General features: G+C 52.5%; 12 protein-coding genes. 8 read left to right on the forward strand and 4 right to left on the reverse strand.

Features of this window, described 5'->3' with window-relative positions; translation table 11 throughout:
• Positions 1-82: 82 nt before the first annotated feature.
• The 4 genes from OGW44_RS07630 to OGW44_RS07645 all read left to right on the forward strand — a co-directional run bounded on the left by OGW44_RS07630 (position 83) and on the right by OGW44_RS07645 (position 5,583).
• Complete coding sequence (locus OGW44_RS07630; RefSeq protein ID WP_016154898.1) at positions 83-190, forward strand: type I toxin-antitoxin system toxin Ldr family protein; 108 nt, start codon at positions 83-85, stop codon at positions 188-190.
• Positions 191-416: 226 nt separating this feature from the next.
• Complete coding sequence (gene hmsP, locus OGW44_RS07635; protein ID WP_032931922.1) at positions 417-2,423, forward strand: biofilm formation regulator HmsP; 2,007 nt, start codon at positions 417-419, stop codon at positions 2,421-2,423.
• A gap of 157 nt (positions 2,424-2,580) precedes the next feature.
• Entirely contained in the window at positions 2,581-3,867 is a 1,287-nt protein-coding gene (dctA, locus tag OGW44_RS07640; RefSeq protein WP_003023301.1) for a C4-dicarboxylate transporter DctC, read from the forward strand.
• A gap of 222 nt (positions 3,868-4,089) precedes the next feature.
• Positions 4,090-5,583, forward strand: coding sequence for a M16 family metallopeptidase (locus OGW44_RS07645; protein WP_047415873.1), 1,494 nt, complete (start codon positions 4,090-4,092; stop codon positions 5,581-5,583).
• Positions 5,584-5,647: 64 nt separating this feature from the next.
• Here OGW44_RS07645 and kdgK read toward each other — a convergent pair whose 3' ends face one another.
• Complete coding sequence (gene kdgK, locus OGW44_RS07650; RefSeq protein WP_016157709.1) at positions 5,648-6,577, reverse strand: 2-dehydro-3-deoxygluconokinase; 930 nt, start codon at positions 6,575-6,577, stop codon at positions 5,648-5,650.
• A 230-nt stretch (positions 6,578-6,807) separates the two neighbouring features.
• On the opposite strand from kdgK, the gene pdeH reads away from it, so the two are divergent.
• Together pdeH and OGW44_RS07660 are read left to right on the forward strand one after the other, a co-directional pair.
• Complete coding sequence (gene pdeH / locus OGW44_RS07655; RefSeq protein ID WP_016157708.1) at positions 6,808-7,575, forward strand: cyclic-guanylate-specific phosphodiesterase; 768 nt, start codon at positions 6,808-6,810, stop codon at positions 7,573-7,575.
• 76 nt (positions 7,576-7,651) lie between these two features.
• Entirely contained in the window at positions 7,652-9,712 is a 2,061-nt protein-coding gene (locus OGW44_RS07660; RefSeq protein ID WP_075848062.1) for an AsmA family protein, read from the forward strand.
• Between the two features lie 93 nt (positions 9,713-9,805).
• On the opposite strand, the gene OGW44_RS07665 is transcribed toward OGW44_RS07660, so the two are convergent.
• From OGW44_RS07665 to OGW44_RS07675, 3 genes are all read right to left on the reverse strand, one after another.
• Positions 9,806-11,128: an MFS transporter gene (locus OGW44_RS07665; protein WP_003023312.1), complete on the reverse strand. Its 1,323-nt coding sequence runs from the start codon at positions 11,126-11,128 to the stop codon at positions 9,806-9,808.
• 294 nt (positions 11,129-11,422) lie between these two features.
• Complete coding sequence (gene yhjD, locus OGW44_RS07670; RefSeq protein WP_016154892.1) at positions 11,423-12,451, reverse strand: inner membrane protein YhjD; 1,029 nt, start codon at positions 12,449-12,451, stop codon at positions 11,423-11,425.
• A 47-nt stretch (positions 12,452-12,498) separates the two neighbouring features.
• Positions 12,499-13,398: a LysR family transcriptional regulator gene (locus tag OGW44_RS07675; protein ID WP_185654922.1), complete on the reverse strand. Its 900-nt coding sequence runs from the start codon at positions 13,396-13,398 to the stop codon at positions 12,499-12,501.
• A gap of 119 nt (positions 13,399-13,517) precedes the next feature.
• On the opposite strand from OGW44_RS07675, the gene OGW44_RS07680 reads away from it, so the two are divergent.
• Positions 13,518-14,276 carry an SDR family NAD(P)-dependent oxidoreductase gene (locus tag OGW44_RS07680; protein WP_016157705.1) on the forward strand — a complete coding sequence of 253 codons (759 nt, stop codon included), beginning with the start codon at positions 13,518-13,520 and terminating at the stop codon, positions 14,274-14,276.
• Between the two features lie 547 nt (positions 14,277-14,823).
• Complete coding sequence (locus OGW44_RS07685) at positions 14,824-15,426, forward strand: helix-turn-helix transcriptional regulator (protein WP_047415886.1); 603 nt, start codon at positions 14,824-14,826, stop codon at positions 15,424-15,426.
• Positions 15,427-15,444 lie beyond the last annotated feature (18 nt).

A 15,444-nucleotide genomic window follows, 5' to 3' on the forward strand; every position in this document is an offset into this window, starting at 1 on the left:
TGGCAACAAAACGGGGGCTAACTTGAACCTGAACAACTCAAGAATAGCCGTGAACAGTTGCCATTGCAACACAGGCGGCTATATGACGCTCGCACAGTTAGGCGTGGCCTTCTGGCACGATTTAGCGGCTCCGATCATCGCTGGCATTATTGCCAGCCTGATTGTGAGCTGGCTGCGTAACAGGAAGTAATGCACCTTGCGGGCGTCTGTCTGCCGTGATGGCAACATGCGCCCGAACCAGGCCGCAGGGGGGAACCTTGCGGCCTTTTTCGGCTTAAATGCAGATAAATCTCGTCGCCAGGTGCCTATCCTGTCGGGATAATGCATGCTGGGAAGTTTTCAGATACCGCCTCTCTTAATACCGCTACGATCGGGTATACTCTGACGGCAGTTTCGTCTATCCGTGGAGAGTCAGTTTGCGTGTCAGTCGCTCGTTAACAATTAAGCAGATGGCAATGGTTGCGGCTGTTGTTATGGTGTTTGTGTTTATTTTTTGCACCGTTTTGTTGTTCCATCTGGTCCAGCAGAATCGCTACAACACGGCTACGCAACTGGAAAGTATCGCTCGCTCCGTCCGTGAGCCTCTGTCGGGCACGATCCTGAAAGGGGATATTCCCGAAGCAGAAGCTATTTTAAGAAGTATTCGACCAGCAGGCGTGGTCAGTCGCGCCGATGTGGTGCTTCCGAATCAGTTTCAGGCGCTGCGGATGAGCTTTATTCCTGAACGCCCGGTTCCGGTTACGGTGACTCGCCTGTTTGAACTTCCGGTACAAATTTCGCTGCCGGTCTATTCTCTTGAGCGTTCAGCGAATCCGCAACCGCTGGCGTATCTGGTGCTGCAGGCGGACTCGTACCGTATGTACAAGTTTGTGATGAGTACGCTCTCCACGTTAGTGACCATTTACTTACTTCTCTCGTTAATACTCACGGTAGCCATCTCATGGTGTATTAACAGATTGATTTTGCATCCATTACGTAAAATAGCGCGTGAGCTGAACGACATTCCCCAGCAGGATCTGATTGGCTATCAGCTGGCATTGCCGCGTCTGCATCAGGACGACGAGATTGGCCTGCTGGTGCGTAGCTACAACCTCAATCAGCAACTGATTCAGCGCCGCAGCGAAGAGCAAAGCGACCATTCAATGCGATTCCCGGTTTCTGAGCTGCCCAACAAGTCGTTTCTGATGGCGCTGCTGGAGCAGGTTGTGAACCGCCAGCAGACAACGGCGTTGATGATTGTCACCTGCGAAACCCTGCGTGATACCGCGGGTGTGTTATCCGAGACCCAGCGGGAAATCCTGCTGCTTACGCTGGTTGAAAAGCTGAAGTCAGTATTGGCCCCCAGAATGGTGCTTACCCAGGTGAGCGGCTATGACTTTGCCATCATCGCACATGGTGTGAAAGAACCCTGGCACGCTATTACGCTAGGTCAGCAAGTACTCACTATCGTTAACGAGCGATTACCGATTCAGGGCATTCAACTTCGTCCAACCTGCAACATTGGGGTGGCGATGTTTAATGGCGATTTGACCGCAGAACAGCTTTACCACCGCGCACTCTCAGCCGTGTTAACGTCGCGTCACAAGGGTAAAAACCGGATTCAGTTCTTTGACCCGTTGCAGATGGAAGAGGCGCAACAGCGTTTGACGGAAGAGAACGATATTCTTACCGCGCTGGATAACCATCAGTTTGCGCTCTGGATGCAGCCGCAGGTGGAGATGTCCAGCGGTAAGGTATTGAGCGCAGAAGCATTATTGCGAATGCAGCAGCCAGACGGAAGCTGGGAGTTGCCAGAAGGGTTAATTGACAGGATTGAGTCCTGTGGCCTGATGGTGACGGTCGGTTACTGGGTGCTGGAGGAGACATGCCGCCAGCTGTCAGCCTGGCAGGAACGCGGCCTGATGCTGCCGCTCTCGGTGAACCTGTCTGCGCTACAGCTGATGCATCCGAGTATGGTGTCGGATCTGCTGGAGTTGCTAAACCGCTATCGCATCAAGCCTGGGACGTTGATTCTGGAAGTGACCGAAAGCCGGCACATTGATGATCCTAATGCCGCTGTGGCTATTTTACGCCCGCTGCGCAACGCGGGCGTGCGTATCGCGCTGGACGATTTTGGTATGGGGTATGCGGGTCTGCGACAACTGCAGCACATGAAGTCGCTCCCGGTGGATGTACTCAAAATCGATAAGATGTTTGTTGATGGCGTCCCTGAAGATTGCAGCATGATCTCCGCCATCATTCAGTTGGCGCATAGCCTCAATTTGCAGATGATCGCTGAGGGCGTCGAAACCGAAGCGCAACGCGAATGGTTATCACAAGCGGGGGTAGAAGTGGCACAAGGGTTCCTGTTTGCCCGGCCGGTTCCGGCGAATATCTTCGAAGAACGTTATCTGACGCCGAAAAACGCTGATTACAAAAGTTAAAAAAGGCCTCGCTTGTGCGAGCCAGCTCAAAATTTTTAACATTTCTGTATCAATTATGATCCAGGCGCATTTCTGTCATGTTGTGTGGGTGTTACTTTAAGGCCGCAGGTTAAACAAAACCTTACAAGACCTGTGGTTTTTACTTTAAGGACACCCTATGAAAACCTCTATATTCAAAAGCCTTTACTTTCAGGTCCTGACAGCAATTGCCATAGGTATCCTCCTTGGCCATTACTACCCTGAATTAGGCGCCCAAATGAAGCCACTTGGTGATGCTTTCGTGAAGCTCATCAAAATGGTCATCGCACCTGTCATCTTCTGTACTGTCGTGACCGGCATTGCAGGCATGGAAAGTATGAAAGCCGTAGGCCGCACCGGTGCGGTTGCACTGCTTTATTTTGAAATTGTCAGTACGATTGCGCTGATCATCGGCCTTATCATCGTCAACGTGGTACAACCCGGTGCCGGTATGAACGTCGATCCGGCGACGCTGGATGCTAAAGCGGTTGCGATTTACGCCGAACAGGCAAAAGACCAGGGGATCGTAGGCTTCCTGATGGATATTATCCCGGGTAGCGTCATTGGCGCGTTCGCCAGTGGCAACATCCTGCAGGTATTGCTGTTTGCGGTTATGTTTGGTTTTGCGCTGCATCGTTTAGGTAGCAAAGGCCAGATGATTTTCAACGTGATTGAAAGCTTCTCGCAGGTTATTTTTGGCATCATCAACATGATCATGCGCCTGGCGCCGATCGGTGCTTTCGGTGCCATGGCCTTTACCATCGGTAAATATGGCGTCGGGACGCTGGTGCAGTTGGGTCAGTTGATCATCTGTTTCTACATCACCTGTATTCTGTTTGTGGTTGTGGTGTTGGGCTCGATTGCGCGCGCAACCGGCTTCAGCATTTTCAAATTCATCCGCTATATCCGTGAAGAACTGCTGATCGTTCTGGGCACCTCTTCTTCTGAGTCCGCGCTGCCGCGTATGCTCGATAAGATGGAAAAACTGGGCTGTCGCAAGTCGGTTGTCGGGTTGGTTATACCCACGGGCTACTCGTTTAACCTCGATGGGACATCAATCTATCTAACGATGGCGGCGGTATTTATCGCTCAGGCCACCAACAGCCATATGGATATTTTCCATCAGATAACCCTGCTGGTGGTGCTCCTGCTCTCTTCAAAAGGTGCTGCGGGTGTGACCGGGAGTGGCTTCATTGTTCTGGCCGCGACTATCTCCGCTGTGGGCCATTTACCGGTTGCTGGTCTGGCGCTGATTCTCGGTATTGACCGCTTTATGTCTGAAGCCCGTGCGCTGACTAACCTGGTCGGTAACGGTGTGGCAACTGTTGTAGTAGCGAAATGGGTGAAAGAACTGGACCATAAAAAGCTGGATGATGTGCTGAATAATCGTGCGCCGGATGGCAAAACGCACGAAATATCCTCTTAATCTCTCCACTTATGCCCGTAGTCCCTTCCAGGACTGCGGGCGTTTGCGCATAATTAACCCCTGTGCCTGAAACCGCCGATTCGGCGGCGTCGGGATTTTTTCACTTCCTCCGTGACATTTTTATGTTCTTGCGGTCTAACACGAAGTGTTTTTAACGTCATATTCAGAGAGTCCTCTCGCGGGCTGTCTTTTTATTTCCAGGATAGTTGATCAGGGGTTCACATGCAGGGCACAAAAATTCGACTTTTAGCGGGCGGCTTGCTGATGATGGCCACTGCCGGCTATGTGCAGGCAGATGCGCTCCAGCCTGACCCGGCGTGGCAACAGGGCACGCTGGCAAATGGTTTACAGTGGCAAGTCTTAGCCACTCCCCAGCGCCCCAGCGACCGTATTGAGGTTCGCCTGCTGGTCAATACCGGTTCACTCACCGAAAGTACACAACAGAGTGGTTTCAGCCATGCGATCCCGCGTATCGCGCTGACGCAAAGCGGTGGCCTCGATGCTACGCAAGCCCGTTCTCTGTGGCAGCAGGGGTTCGATCCCAGTCGTCCCATGCCGCCCGTTATCGTTTCCTATGATTCCACGCTGTATAACCTCAGTCTGCCTAACAGCCGCAACGATCTGCTGAAAGAGTCACTTTCTTATCTGGCGAATATTTCCGGTAATCTGAGCATCACCCCTGAATCGGTCAATCATGCGCTGAGTAGCGAAGATATGGTTGCAACCTGGCCGTCAGATACCAAAGAGGGATGGTGGCGCTATCGTCTGAAGGGATCGACGCTGCTGGGTCACGATCCTGCCGATCCGCTGAAAACGCCTGTTGATGCGACGAAAATCCAGTCCTTCTACCAGAAATGGTATACCCCGGATGCGATGACGCTGATTATCGTCGGTAACGTAGATGCGCGCAGCGTGGCTGATCAAATCAATAAAACCTTTGGCGAATTAAAAGGTAAACGTGAAACGCCTGCGCCGGTACCCACGCTCTCTCCGCTGCGTGCAGAGGCCGTAAGCATAATGACCGATGCGGTACGTCAGGATCGCCTGTCTATTATGTGGGATACGCCGTGGCAGCCGATCCGTGAATCTGCCGCGCTGTTACGTTACTGGCGCGCTGATTTAGCCCGTGAGGCGTTGTTCTGGCACATTCAGCAGGAGCTCACCAAAAACAATGCCAAAGACATTGGCCTTGGCTTTGACTGTCGGGTGCTGTTCCTGCGCGCGCAATGTGCCATTAACGTTGAATCACCGAACGGTAAGCTGAACGCGAACCTCAGCACGGTTGCGCGTGAGCTGGCCAAAGTGCGCGATAAGGGGCTGCCGGAAGAAGAATTTAATGCGCTGGTGGCGCAAAAGAATCTGGAACTGCAGAAGCTGTTTGCCACCTATGGTCGCACCGATACCGATATTTTGATCAGCCAGCGTTTGCGCTCGCTGCAAAACCAGGTCGTGGATATTGCGCCTGAACAGTATCAGCGTTTACGCCAAAGCTTCCTGAACAACCTGAGTGTTGAGATGCTGAATCAGGACCTGCGTCAGCAACTGTCGCAAGATATGGCGTTAATTCTGTTGCAGCCGAAGGGTGAACCTGAATTCAATATGAAGGATCTGCAGGCGACGTGGGATAGCATTATGGCGCCGGCTACCGCCGCGGCAACGTCGGTAGAAACGGATGAATCACATTCTGAAGTGACGGACATCCCGCCGGTGCAATAAGGGAATCGTGACCTGCAGGCCGGACGCGACGTTAACGTCTAATCCGGCCTGCCAGAACGCCAGATTACTGCGGCATGGCGTCGCGAGGAATAATCGCCCCACGATGCTGAATAACGGTGCTTGCCGTCAGGTGGCCGCGTTTTGCGGCATCAGCGGCATCGCCACCGGTCAGACGTACCGCCAGATACCCGGCGCTGAAGGAGTCTCCCGCAGCGGTCGTATCGATAACCTTCTCTTTCGGTAGTTTTACGGCCGGAACGTCGATGAGTTCTTCGCCTGCGATGGAAACCAGGCAAGAGTCTGCACCGCGTTTCACAACCACTTCCTGTACGCCAGCCGCGTGAGTACGGGCAATCACCTCGGCAACCGGTTTTTCACCCCACAGCGCGTCTTCATCATCCAGCGTCAGAAACGCGATATCGGTGCATTCCAGCATTTGCTGATACACCTGCTGGGTCTCTTCTTTACTGCTCCACAGACGTGGGCGGTAGTTATTGTCAAAAATGACCTTTCCACCGTTGGCGCGGCATTCTTGCAGCAGCGACAGCAGCTTGTCACGACTTGCCGGGCTTAAAATAGCCAGGCTGATTCCGCTCAGATACAGATAGTCAAATGTCGCCAGTTCTTCGCAAATAGCGGCGGACTGTTCGCTCTCAAGCCAGAATTTTGCGGCGGCTTCATTACGCCAGTAATAGAAGGTGCGCTCGCCGGTGCTATCGGTTTCAATGTAATAGAGGCCCGGCAGGCGGTTTTCCATGCGTTGGGTTAATGAGGTATCCACATTTTCGCTCTGCCAGGATTCCAGCATTTGTTGGCTAAAACTGTCGGTACCCAGCGCAGTCACATAGTGTACGGAAAGTGCCGCAGCATCGACCTGACGGGCGATATAAACGGATGTATTCAACGTGTCGCCACCGAATCCGCGCTGAACGTCAGCGCCTTTCTGTGACAGCTCAATCATGCATTCGCCAATCACGGCAATCTTTCTGGACATAGTCGTAACCTGCTCTGAAAAAAATTAGCGTTAGTGTGCGCTGTGGGTGGTAAGTGGTCAACTATATTAAAACATCGTTCCATTATTTTTTTGAGCCAGCACGTGTTCTGCGTCGTTTTTTGCCGCTTAGTTTCTATTTTGCGTAGGGCTGAACGTAAAGTTCTTCGCCTGAGCGCCGATAACCTTTGACGAGTCCGGTCAGTCACACTCTTATTTACAGGACATCTCAGATGATAAAGCAGGTTACCCAGCAGCTAATTACGCTCGATGCGAGTATTGAAAACTTGCAGGAGAGACGCTATTGGCTGCAGTGCGAGCGTGCTTACACCTACCAGCCGATTTATCAGACTAACGGACGGCTGATGGCCGTTGAGCTGCTGACTGTCGTGAGCCATCCTGAAAACCCCTCCCAACGTATCGCGCCGGACCGCTATTTCGCCGAAGTGGCCGTACGACATCGTGTAGATGTGGTGAAAGAGCAGCTTGTACAGCTTGAACAAAAAGGGGCGTTTTTCAAAGCCCACGATCTGCTGGCATCCGTGAATGTCGACGGGCCAACGCTGATTGCAATGCGCCAGGATCCCGAAATCCTGAAAATCATCGAATGTCTGCCGTGGCTGCGCTTTGAACTGGTGGAGCATATCCGCTTGCCGAAGGGTTCGTCGTTCGCCTCAATGTGCGAGTTTGGCCCGCTCTGGCTGGATGATTTTGGTACCGGAATGGCAAACTTCTCGGCTCTGAGCGAAGTGAGTTACGACTATATCAAAGTGGCGCGGGATCTGTTTGTCATGCTGCGCCAGACGCCGGAGGGCCGCAATCTCTTTACGCTGCTGTTACAGCTGATGAACCGCTATTGCCGTGGTGTGATTGTCGAAGGCGTTGAAACGCTGGAAGAGTGGCGTGATGTGCAAAACTCGCCGGCTTTCGCTGCGCAAGGCTATTTTCTCTCTCGTCCAGTGCCTCTGGATACCCTTGAAGACGTAATTCTGTCGCTTTGATAAGGATGTAGAGCGCCTCCTTTCCTCTGCTGGACTATCTTTAGGACAGGCAAGGAAGAAAGTAAGGAGGTTAAACATGACGAGAACAGGCAAAATAACCACTTCAGTAATAGGGGTTTTCTTGTTGTTGATCGTCGTACTCATCATCGTGATTGCGACATTTGACTGGAACCGGCTCAAACCGACCATCAACCAGAAAGTCTCTACAGAACTCAACCGTCCCTTCGCCATACGGGGTGACCTGGGCGTGGTTTGGGAACGCCAAAAACAGGAAACCGGCTGGCGTAGCTGGGTTCCGTGGCCGCATGTTCATGCTGAGGATATCATCCTCGGCAACCCGCCGGACATTCCTGACGTCACCATGGTGCATCTCCCGCGCGTTGAAGCAACGCTCGCCCCACTGGCGTTGCTGACAAAAACCGTCTGGCTCCCGTGGATCAAGCTGGTAAAACCCGATGCACGGCTTATCCGCCTGTCGGAGGAAAACAATAACTGGACCTTTAACCTGGCAGGGGATGAAAACCGCGATCCCAAAGCGCCGCCATCAGCCTGGTCTTTCCGGCTGGATAACATTCTGTTCGACCAAGGTCGCATCGCCATTAACGATAAGGTGACGAAGTCAGAGATTGAGATCCTGGTCGATCCGCTGGGTAAGCCGTTGCCCTTTAGCGAAGTGACTGGCGCAAAAAGTAAAGAGAGCAACGCCCACATTGAGGACTACGTGTTTGGTCTGAAAGCGCAAGGCCGATATAACGGCGAACCGCTAAGCGGTACCGGGAAAATAGGCGGAATGCTGGCGCTGCGCGGTGAAGGAACCCCTTTCCCGATTCAGGCTGATTTCCGTTCGGGTAATACGCGTGTGGCGTTTATGGGTACGATAAACGATCCGATGAATATGGGCGGGGCGGATCTGCGGCTTAAATTCTCGGGAGATTCGCTAGGGGATTTGTACGATTTGACCGGCGTGCTGCTCCCGGATACGCCGCCGTTTGAAACCGACGGACATCTGGTCGCGAAAATTGACCCGGAAAAATCCTCTGTTTTTGATTACCGCGATTTTAATGGCCGAATTGGCGACAGCGATATTCACGGAACGCTGGCCTATACCACCGGTAAGCCGCGCCCAATGCTGAAAGGGGATGTTGAGTCACGCCAACTGAGGCTGGCTGATTTGGGGCCGCTGATCGGTGTGGATTCAGGCAAAGGGGCGGAGCGGGCCAAACAATCTGAACAGCGCAAAGGAGAGAAGAGCGTCCAGCCCGCGGACAAGGTCTTGCCGTATGACCGTTTTGAAACCGACAAATGGAACGTGATGGACGCTGACGTACGTTTCAAAGGACGGCGTATTGAGCACGGCAGTAGCCTGCCGATCAGCGATCTCTCCACCCATATCATCCTGAAAAATGCCGACCTGCGCCTGCAGCCGCTGAAATTTGGCCTCGCGGGAGGCAGCATTGTCTCCAGCATCCATCTGGAAGGGGATAAAAAGCCGATGCGGGGGCAGGCGGACATCCAGGCTCGCCGCCTGAAGCTAAAAGCGCTGATGCCGGATGTGGAGCTGATGCAGAAAACGCTCGGTGAAATGAACGGTGACGCCAGGTTTAGCGGGAGCGGAAACTCGGTAGCGGCGCTGCTTGGTAACAGCAATGGCAACCTGAAGCTGCTGATGAACGACGGTTTGATCAGCCGGAATCTGATGGAAATTGTTGGCTTGAATCTGGGCAACTATCTTGTTGGACAGATATTTGGTGATGACGAGGTGCGGGTGAACTGCGCGGCGGCGAATCTGGATATTGTTAACGGCGTAGCCCGCCCGCAGATTTTTGCCTTCGACACGGAAAACGCGGTCATTAATGTCACTGGTACGGCGAGTTTTGCGTCGGAGCAACTGGATTTAACCATCGATCCGGAGAGCAAAGGCATTCGTATTATTACCCTGCGTTCGCCGCTGTATGTTCGCGGCACCTTTAAGAATCCGCAGGCCGGTGTGAAGGCCGGGCCGCTGATTGCGCGCGGTGCGGTTGCTGCCGCGCTGGCAACGTTAGTGACGCCCGCGGCGGCCTTGCTGGCGCTGATTTCACCTTCTGAAGGAGACGCTAATCAATGCCGGACCATTTTGTCGCAAATGAAGAAGTGATTTTTGCCGTTGTCGGATGGCGCTAACGCTTCGCTTCTGCGGCCTACATTTCATGCTCAACGTAGGCCGCAGACGGTGCTTACAACCAAAGAATCACAATGACTGATGGCGGGTTTCGTGGGTTAACAGCAGCGCAATCAGCGTTAGCGCCGCCATTGATGCCAGATACGTACCTACCGCCGCCAGGCCGTAATTCGCCTGCAGCCATGCGGCAATGTAAGGGGCAACGGAAGCACCAAGAATCGACGAAACGTTGTACGAGAACGACGCCCCCGTGTAGCGCACTTCGGTCGGGAACAGCTCCGGCAATAGCGCGCCCATCGGACCAAATGTCAAACCCATCAGGCTCAAACCAAGCAACAGGAAGGCGAACACCAGCACCGGATTGCCAGAGCCGAGCAGCGGTTTAAAGGCAAACAGCGCAAACAGAATAATAAGCGTGGTGATGATGAGCATGCTCTTGCGACGACCAAACGCATCGGCCAGCAGGCCTGCCACCGGCACCATGACGCCAAAGCCAATAACCGCCATCATCAGCATCCACAACACTTCATTACGCGGTAGGCCAAGCCCTACAGGCGCCGCGGCGGTGCTGAACGTCATGGAATAGACGGTCATGATATAGAACAGCGTATAGGTCGCCAGCATGATGAACGTGCCGAGGATCGTCACGCGGACATGTTTTGTCAGCAGGGTACCCAGCGGGATTTTCACCTGTTTTTTCGCCGCAGCCACTTTGGCAAAGACCGGGGATTCATGCAGCGAAACGCGAACGTACAGACCGATAATCACCAGCACCGCAGAGAAGATGAACGGTACGCGCCAGCCCCAGCTCATAAACTGCTCGTCGGTCAGCAGCCAGGAGAGCAGCAGGAAAGTGCCGTTGGCGAAGAAGAAGCCGATAGGTGCGCCCAACTGCGGGAATGATCCGTACAGCGCGCGTTTACGCGGCGGTGCGTTTTCCGTCGCCAGTAACGCCGCGCCGCCCCATTCACCGCCCAGTCCTAAACCCTGACCAAAACGCGCCAGCGCCAGCAGCAGCGGGGCGAAAATACCGATAGTTTCATAACCCGGCAGCAGGCCAATGACAACCGTCGAGATCCCCATAGTGAGCAGTGAGGCAACCAGCGTGACTTTACGCCCTACGCGATCGCCAAAATGCCCGAACACAGCAGAACCGATAGGCCGTGCCACAAAGGCGATGGCAAAGGTGGCGAGGGACTGCAGCGTTGCCGCGGTCGGATCCCCCTGCGGGAAGAAGATATGGGGGAACACGATCACCGCGGCGGTGGCGTAGATATAGAAGTCGAAGAACTCAATGGCAGTGCCAATGAGTGAGGCGACGACGACTTTATTACGCGAGTTGACCGGGGTGTGTTCCTGTTCGTTGTCGAGCGTTGTGGCTGTTGCTTGCATAATATTTTCTTATTTTTGGTCGAACGAAAGGTCATATTACGCACAGCAAAAGAGACATTTCAATCTGTAACAAACCTTGCGATTGGTCAAAAACAGAGCAAAAAGGGGATAATTTTTAGGCTGGAGATTTCACTTCCATGAAATGCTTCACATAATTTAAAACTTGGATGATAAAACTGGTTTTGGGTTAAACAAAAGTTACGGGCTGGATTTTAATTCTGATAATGCGCAGAATTTCGACGTAAGCATTGGGTTGGCCGGATAAGCGCAGCGTTATCCGGCAGTTAACAAAGATTAGCGGTGGGTTTTCCCCGGCATACGCGGGTCGTCTTTGTATTCTGCTGTGGCAATCCAGGCAGCGCAAAACAGAGTCAGACGGGCGAAGAAGTAGAAGAACGCCATCAGGCCAAGTACGGAACCAAACGCCGCGCCTGACGGCGATTGCACCAGTGATGGCAGCGTGTACGTCATGATCATTTTGATGACTTCAAACCCCAGTGCCGCGATAAACGTGCCGCGAATGAGCGCTTTTTTGCGCGGTCGGTGACGCGGTAGCCGCCAGAAAATCCAGAAGAACAGCAAGTAGTTGGCGAAAATAGAGATGGTCAGGCCGATCAGCCGCCAGGCGGGCTTCAGCCATTCGATGCCGTCGAGATACAGCGCAGAGATAATCATCTGCTGGGCGGAACCGGCGATGGAGGTAATGGACAGCGTAACAATCAGCGCAATCAGTAAACCAATCAATGAGACAAAATCACGCAGATATTTGACCCAAATTTTTTCCTGATCCTGTGGGGTCCGCTCCCAGACATCCCGCGACTGGGCACGAATAGCTTCGCGCAGGTTTCCCATCCAGTTAATTCCGGAATAGAGCGCGATGGCAAGACCCACCAGACCGACGGTGGTTCGTTGCTGAACGGCGGTATTGATGGTGTTTTTCAGCGTGGAGGCGAGTGTCGGATCGCTGACGTTGAGCAGGATTTTGCTGAAGATATCCTGCAACAGCGTAGGGTGCGAAGCGAGAATAAAACCCGCGGCGGCAAACGACACCATCAGGATAGGGATCATCGACAGAAACGAGAAGTAGGTAATGGCGGCGCCAAACTGATTTCCCATACGATCGTTAAATCTCTCCGCGGCGCGAATCAGATGGGCAATCATGGGCTGACGTTGAATTTTATCGGCGAAGGTCAGGGCGGTTTTCAGCGCCTGGTTGGTCTTACCGTTGGTTTCTGTATTCTTACGCTCCAGGGTCTCAATTTTTGGGATTGGTGCGTGCTCAAGTTCCTGAATGGGGCGTTTAATCTCTTTTTCCTGCGTCATCAGGGCAGTAATCCTTGTTCTGTTCATTCTCAGGACAGTATAGCTTGTCAGTCCACATAGTCTTTCATCACGCCGGTCAGCCATTCCATAAACAGATGTACGCGGCGGGAGAGGTTACGGCGATGCGGATAGAGCAATGAAACCGGTAATGGTTCGGCGCGATATTGCGGCAATACTTCAATCAGCGTACCGGCGCGCAGGGCATCACGCACGCCCACGCGCGGTACCTGAATAATGCCCAGACCGGCAAGACATGCCGCATGATACGTTTCGGTACTGTTCACCGTCAGCATGCCGCCGGTTTTAACCCATTTAGCACCGTTGTCTGTCGCCACTTCAAAGCCTTGCGCACGTGTTCCCAAATTGACTGAGTAGTGAACCACCGCATGCGAGGCTAAATCCTCCAGGCTTTCCGGATAACCAAAGCGGGCGAGGTATTGCGGGCTGGCGCAGTTAATCTGCGTGAGTTTCCCCAGCGGGCGCGCAATCAGCCCTGAATCTTTCAGCGTTCCCACGCGTACCACACAGTCGAAGCCTTCGCGGATCAAGTCCACCAGGCGGTCGCTGCTGCTAAGTTCGAGCTCAAGTCCCGGATACTGATGCAAGAAGGCCGGTAAGCGGGGCATCATCAGATTTCTCGCCACACCAACCGGCATATCGACGCGCAGCTTGCCGCTGATGCTGGCCGGGTCGTGATGGAATAGCCCATCCAGTTCATCGAGATTGCTCAACAAATCTTTCGCTCGTTCGTAATAGATCATGCCGTCTTGCGTGAGCTGAACGCGGCGGGTTGTGCGGTGCAACAACTGTGTGCCCAGATGATTTTCCAGGGCCTGGATTTGACGCGATACGCTACCTTTAGGAAGTCCGAGGGTGTCTGCCGCGCGCGAAAAGCTCTCCAGTTCTGCGACGCGGATGAACAACTGCATTGCGTGAATTTTATCCATTCTCATGCCCTATTGTTGTTCTAAATGAAACAGTAATGCGCAGTTAGCGGTATTTATTGTTTTTCTACCACCTAATAAGCTTTGTCTCAATCTTCACAACACCTGAAATGAGGTTTCTTATGACGCAACGTATCGCATTGGTGACCGGCGGCGGCCGTGGACTCGGTAAAAACGCGGCGCTAAAGCTGGCGAGTAAAGGCATTGGTGTCATCCTGACGTGGAACAGCAATGAAAAAGAAGCGCAGCAGGTTGTGGATGAAATTCGCCAATCTGGCGGTAAAGCTGCAGCATTACCGTTGAACGTCGGAAATATTTCCACTTTCCCTCAGTTTGTCAAACAGGTGCAGGAAACCCTACAAACGCACTGGCAAAGCGACACCTTTGATTATTTATTGAACAATGCCGGAGTTGGTATTAACGCACCGTATCCGGCGTTCACTGAGGCGCAATTTGACCAGCTTTTGGACATCCATTTTAAAGGACCTTTTTTCCTGACACAGAACCTGCTGGCGCTGATCAACAACGGCGGACGCATTCTTAATGTCTCGACCGGATTGTCGCGTTTTGCGCTACCGGGTTACAGCGCTTACGCTGCCATGAAAGGGGCGATGGAGGTGTTAACCCGTTACCAGGCGAAGGAGCTGGGAGAGCGCGGCATTACGGCGAATATTATTGCGCCTGGGGCAATCGAGACGGATTTTAGCGGCGGCAACGTACGGGATAATGCGCAATTGAATGCCTACATTGCATCGCAGACGGCGCTGGGGCGTGTTGGGTTACCGGACGATATTGGCGACGCCATTGCTGCGTTGCTCAGCGATGAGCTGGCCTGGATGACGGCACAGCGTATCGAAGTCTCTGGCGGGATGTTCCTGTAATCGACCGCCTCTTACTTAGCCTTTTGAGCAATAGAAAACCGGCGCGCCATCAGAAGTCAAAATATAGCTGGTGGCGTTTGCCGGTATTATTTGGAATCTGATACCGCAATCGCGGTGCTGAAAGAGATCGGGGATAAACGTTCTGAAGAGTTCATTCTTCTTCGGGAGTGGATTTGTTGCATCAGAAACCATGATCACCTCCCCATTCTCATGTCCGTATGATCATTTAATGCGATATTTTGTTTTGTAACATATTTGTCTGTTATCGTGAGTTCCTTATTTTTAGCTAAGAATATAAACTCCGGATTATTAATATTAGTAATCCAGTTTTGAACGTCAAATATTAAGGAGTTTCTGAACATTTGACCCCGATTTTGATCCTTTGTGTGATTCTTTGGTTTCAGCTGTAACTATTTATAACGTCTGCTTCTTTCTTCTCCGTCTATCGGTAAAATGGCCTCCGCCAAATGGTGACTTCATATTTTGCCCCTCGGATAATACCCTTCCGCGTGTTAAGGCTAATATCTTATTCAGACGGAGATAAATAATGCAGTTAATAATGTTTGACAGGCAGTCAATATTTATTCATGGAATGAATGTAATTTTGCAAGAGCGTATTCCAGGAGTGAATGTTCAGGGTGTCAGTCAGGCAGATGATCTTTGGCGGACGCTGGAAGAGAATCCTGATGCACTGGTAATGCTGGATGGAGATTTTGACGCTGAGTTCTGCCGTAGCTTGCTGCAACAGATAGCAGAGCGCTTTGCGAAGGTAAAAGTGCTGGTAACCGCAACGGACTGCCGTAAAAAATGGCTACAGGAAGTCACGCAATTAAACGTGCTGGCCATTGTTCCGCGCGATTCTGATGCGGAAACCTTCACGCTGGCACTCAATAGCGTCGCGATAGGTATGATGTTTATCCCCAGAGATTGCATCACAGCAACCGAATGTGGTGGGCAAAATATTAGATTGCTCAGCGCGCGTCAGCGGGAGATTCTGACGATGCTGGCCGCCGGGGAATCTAATAAACAAATTGGTCGATTATTAAATATCAGTACAGGAACGGTAAAAGCCCATCTTGAATCGCTGTATCAGCGCCTGGAGGTAAAAAACCGTACGCAGGCGGCAATGATGCTAAACGACACCCTATAATGGGAAAATATTTCACAG

This window comes from Citrobacter sp. Cb023 (genome assembly GCF_030336805.1).
In the GTDB taxonomy this organism is placed as follows: Bacteria; Pseudomonadota; Gammaproteobacteria; order Enterobacterales; family Enterobacteriaceae; genus Citrobacter; species Citrobacter braakii.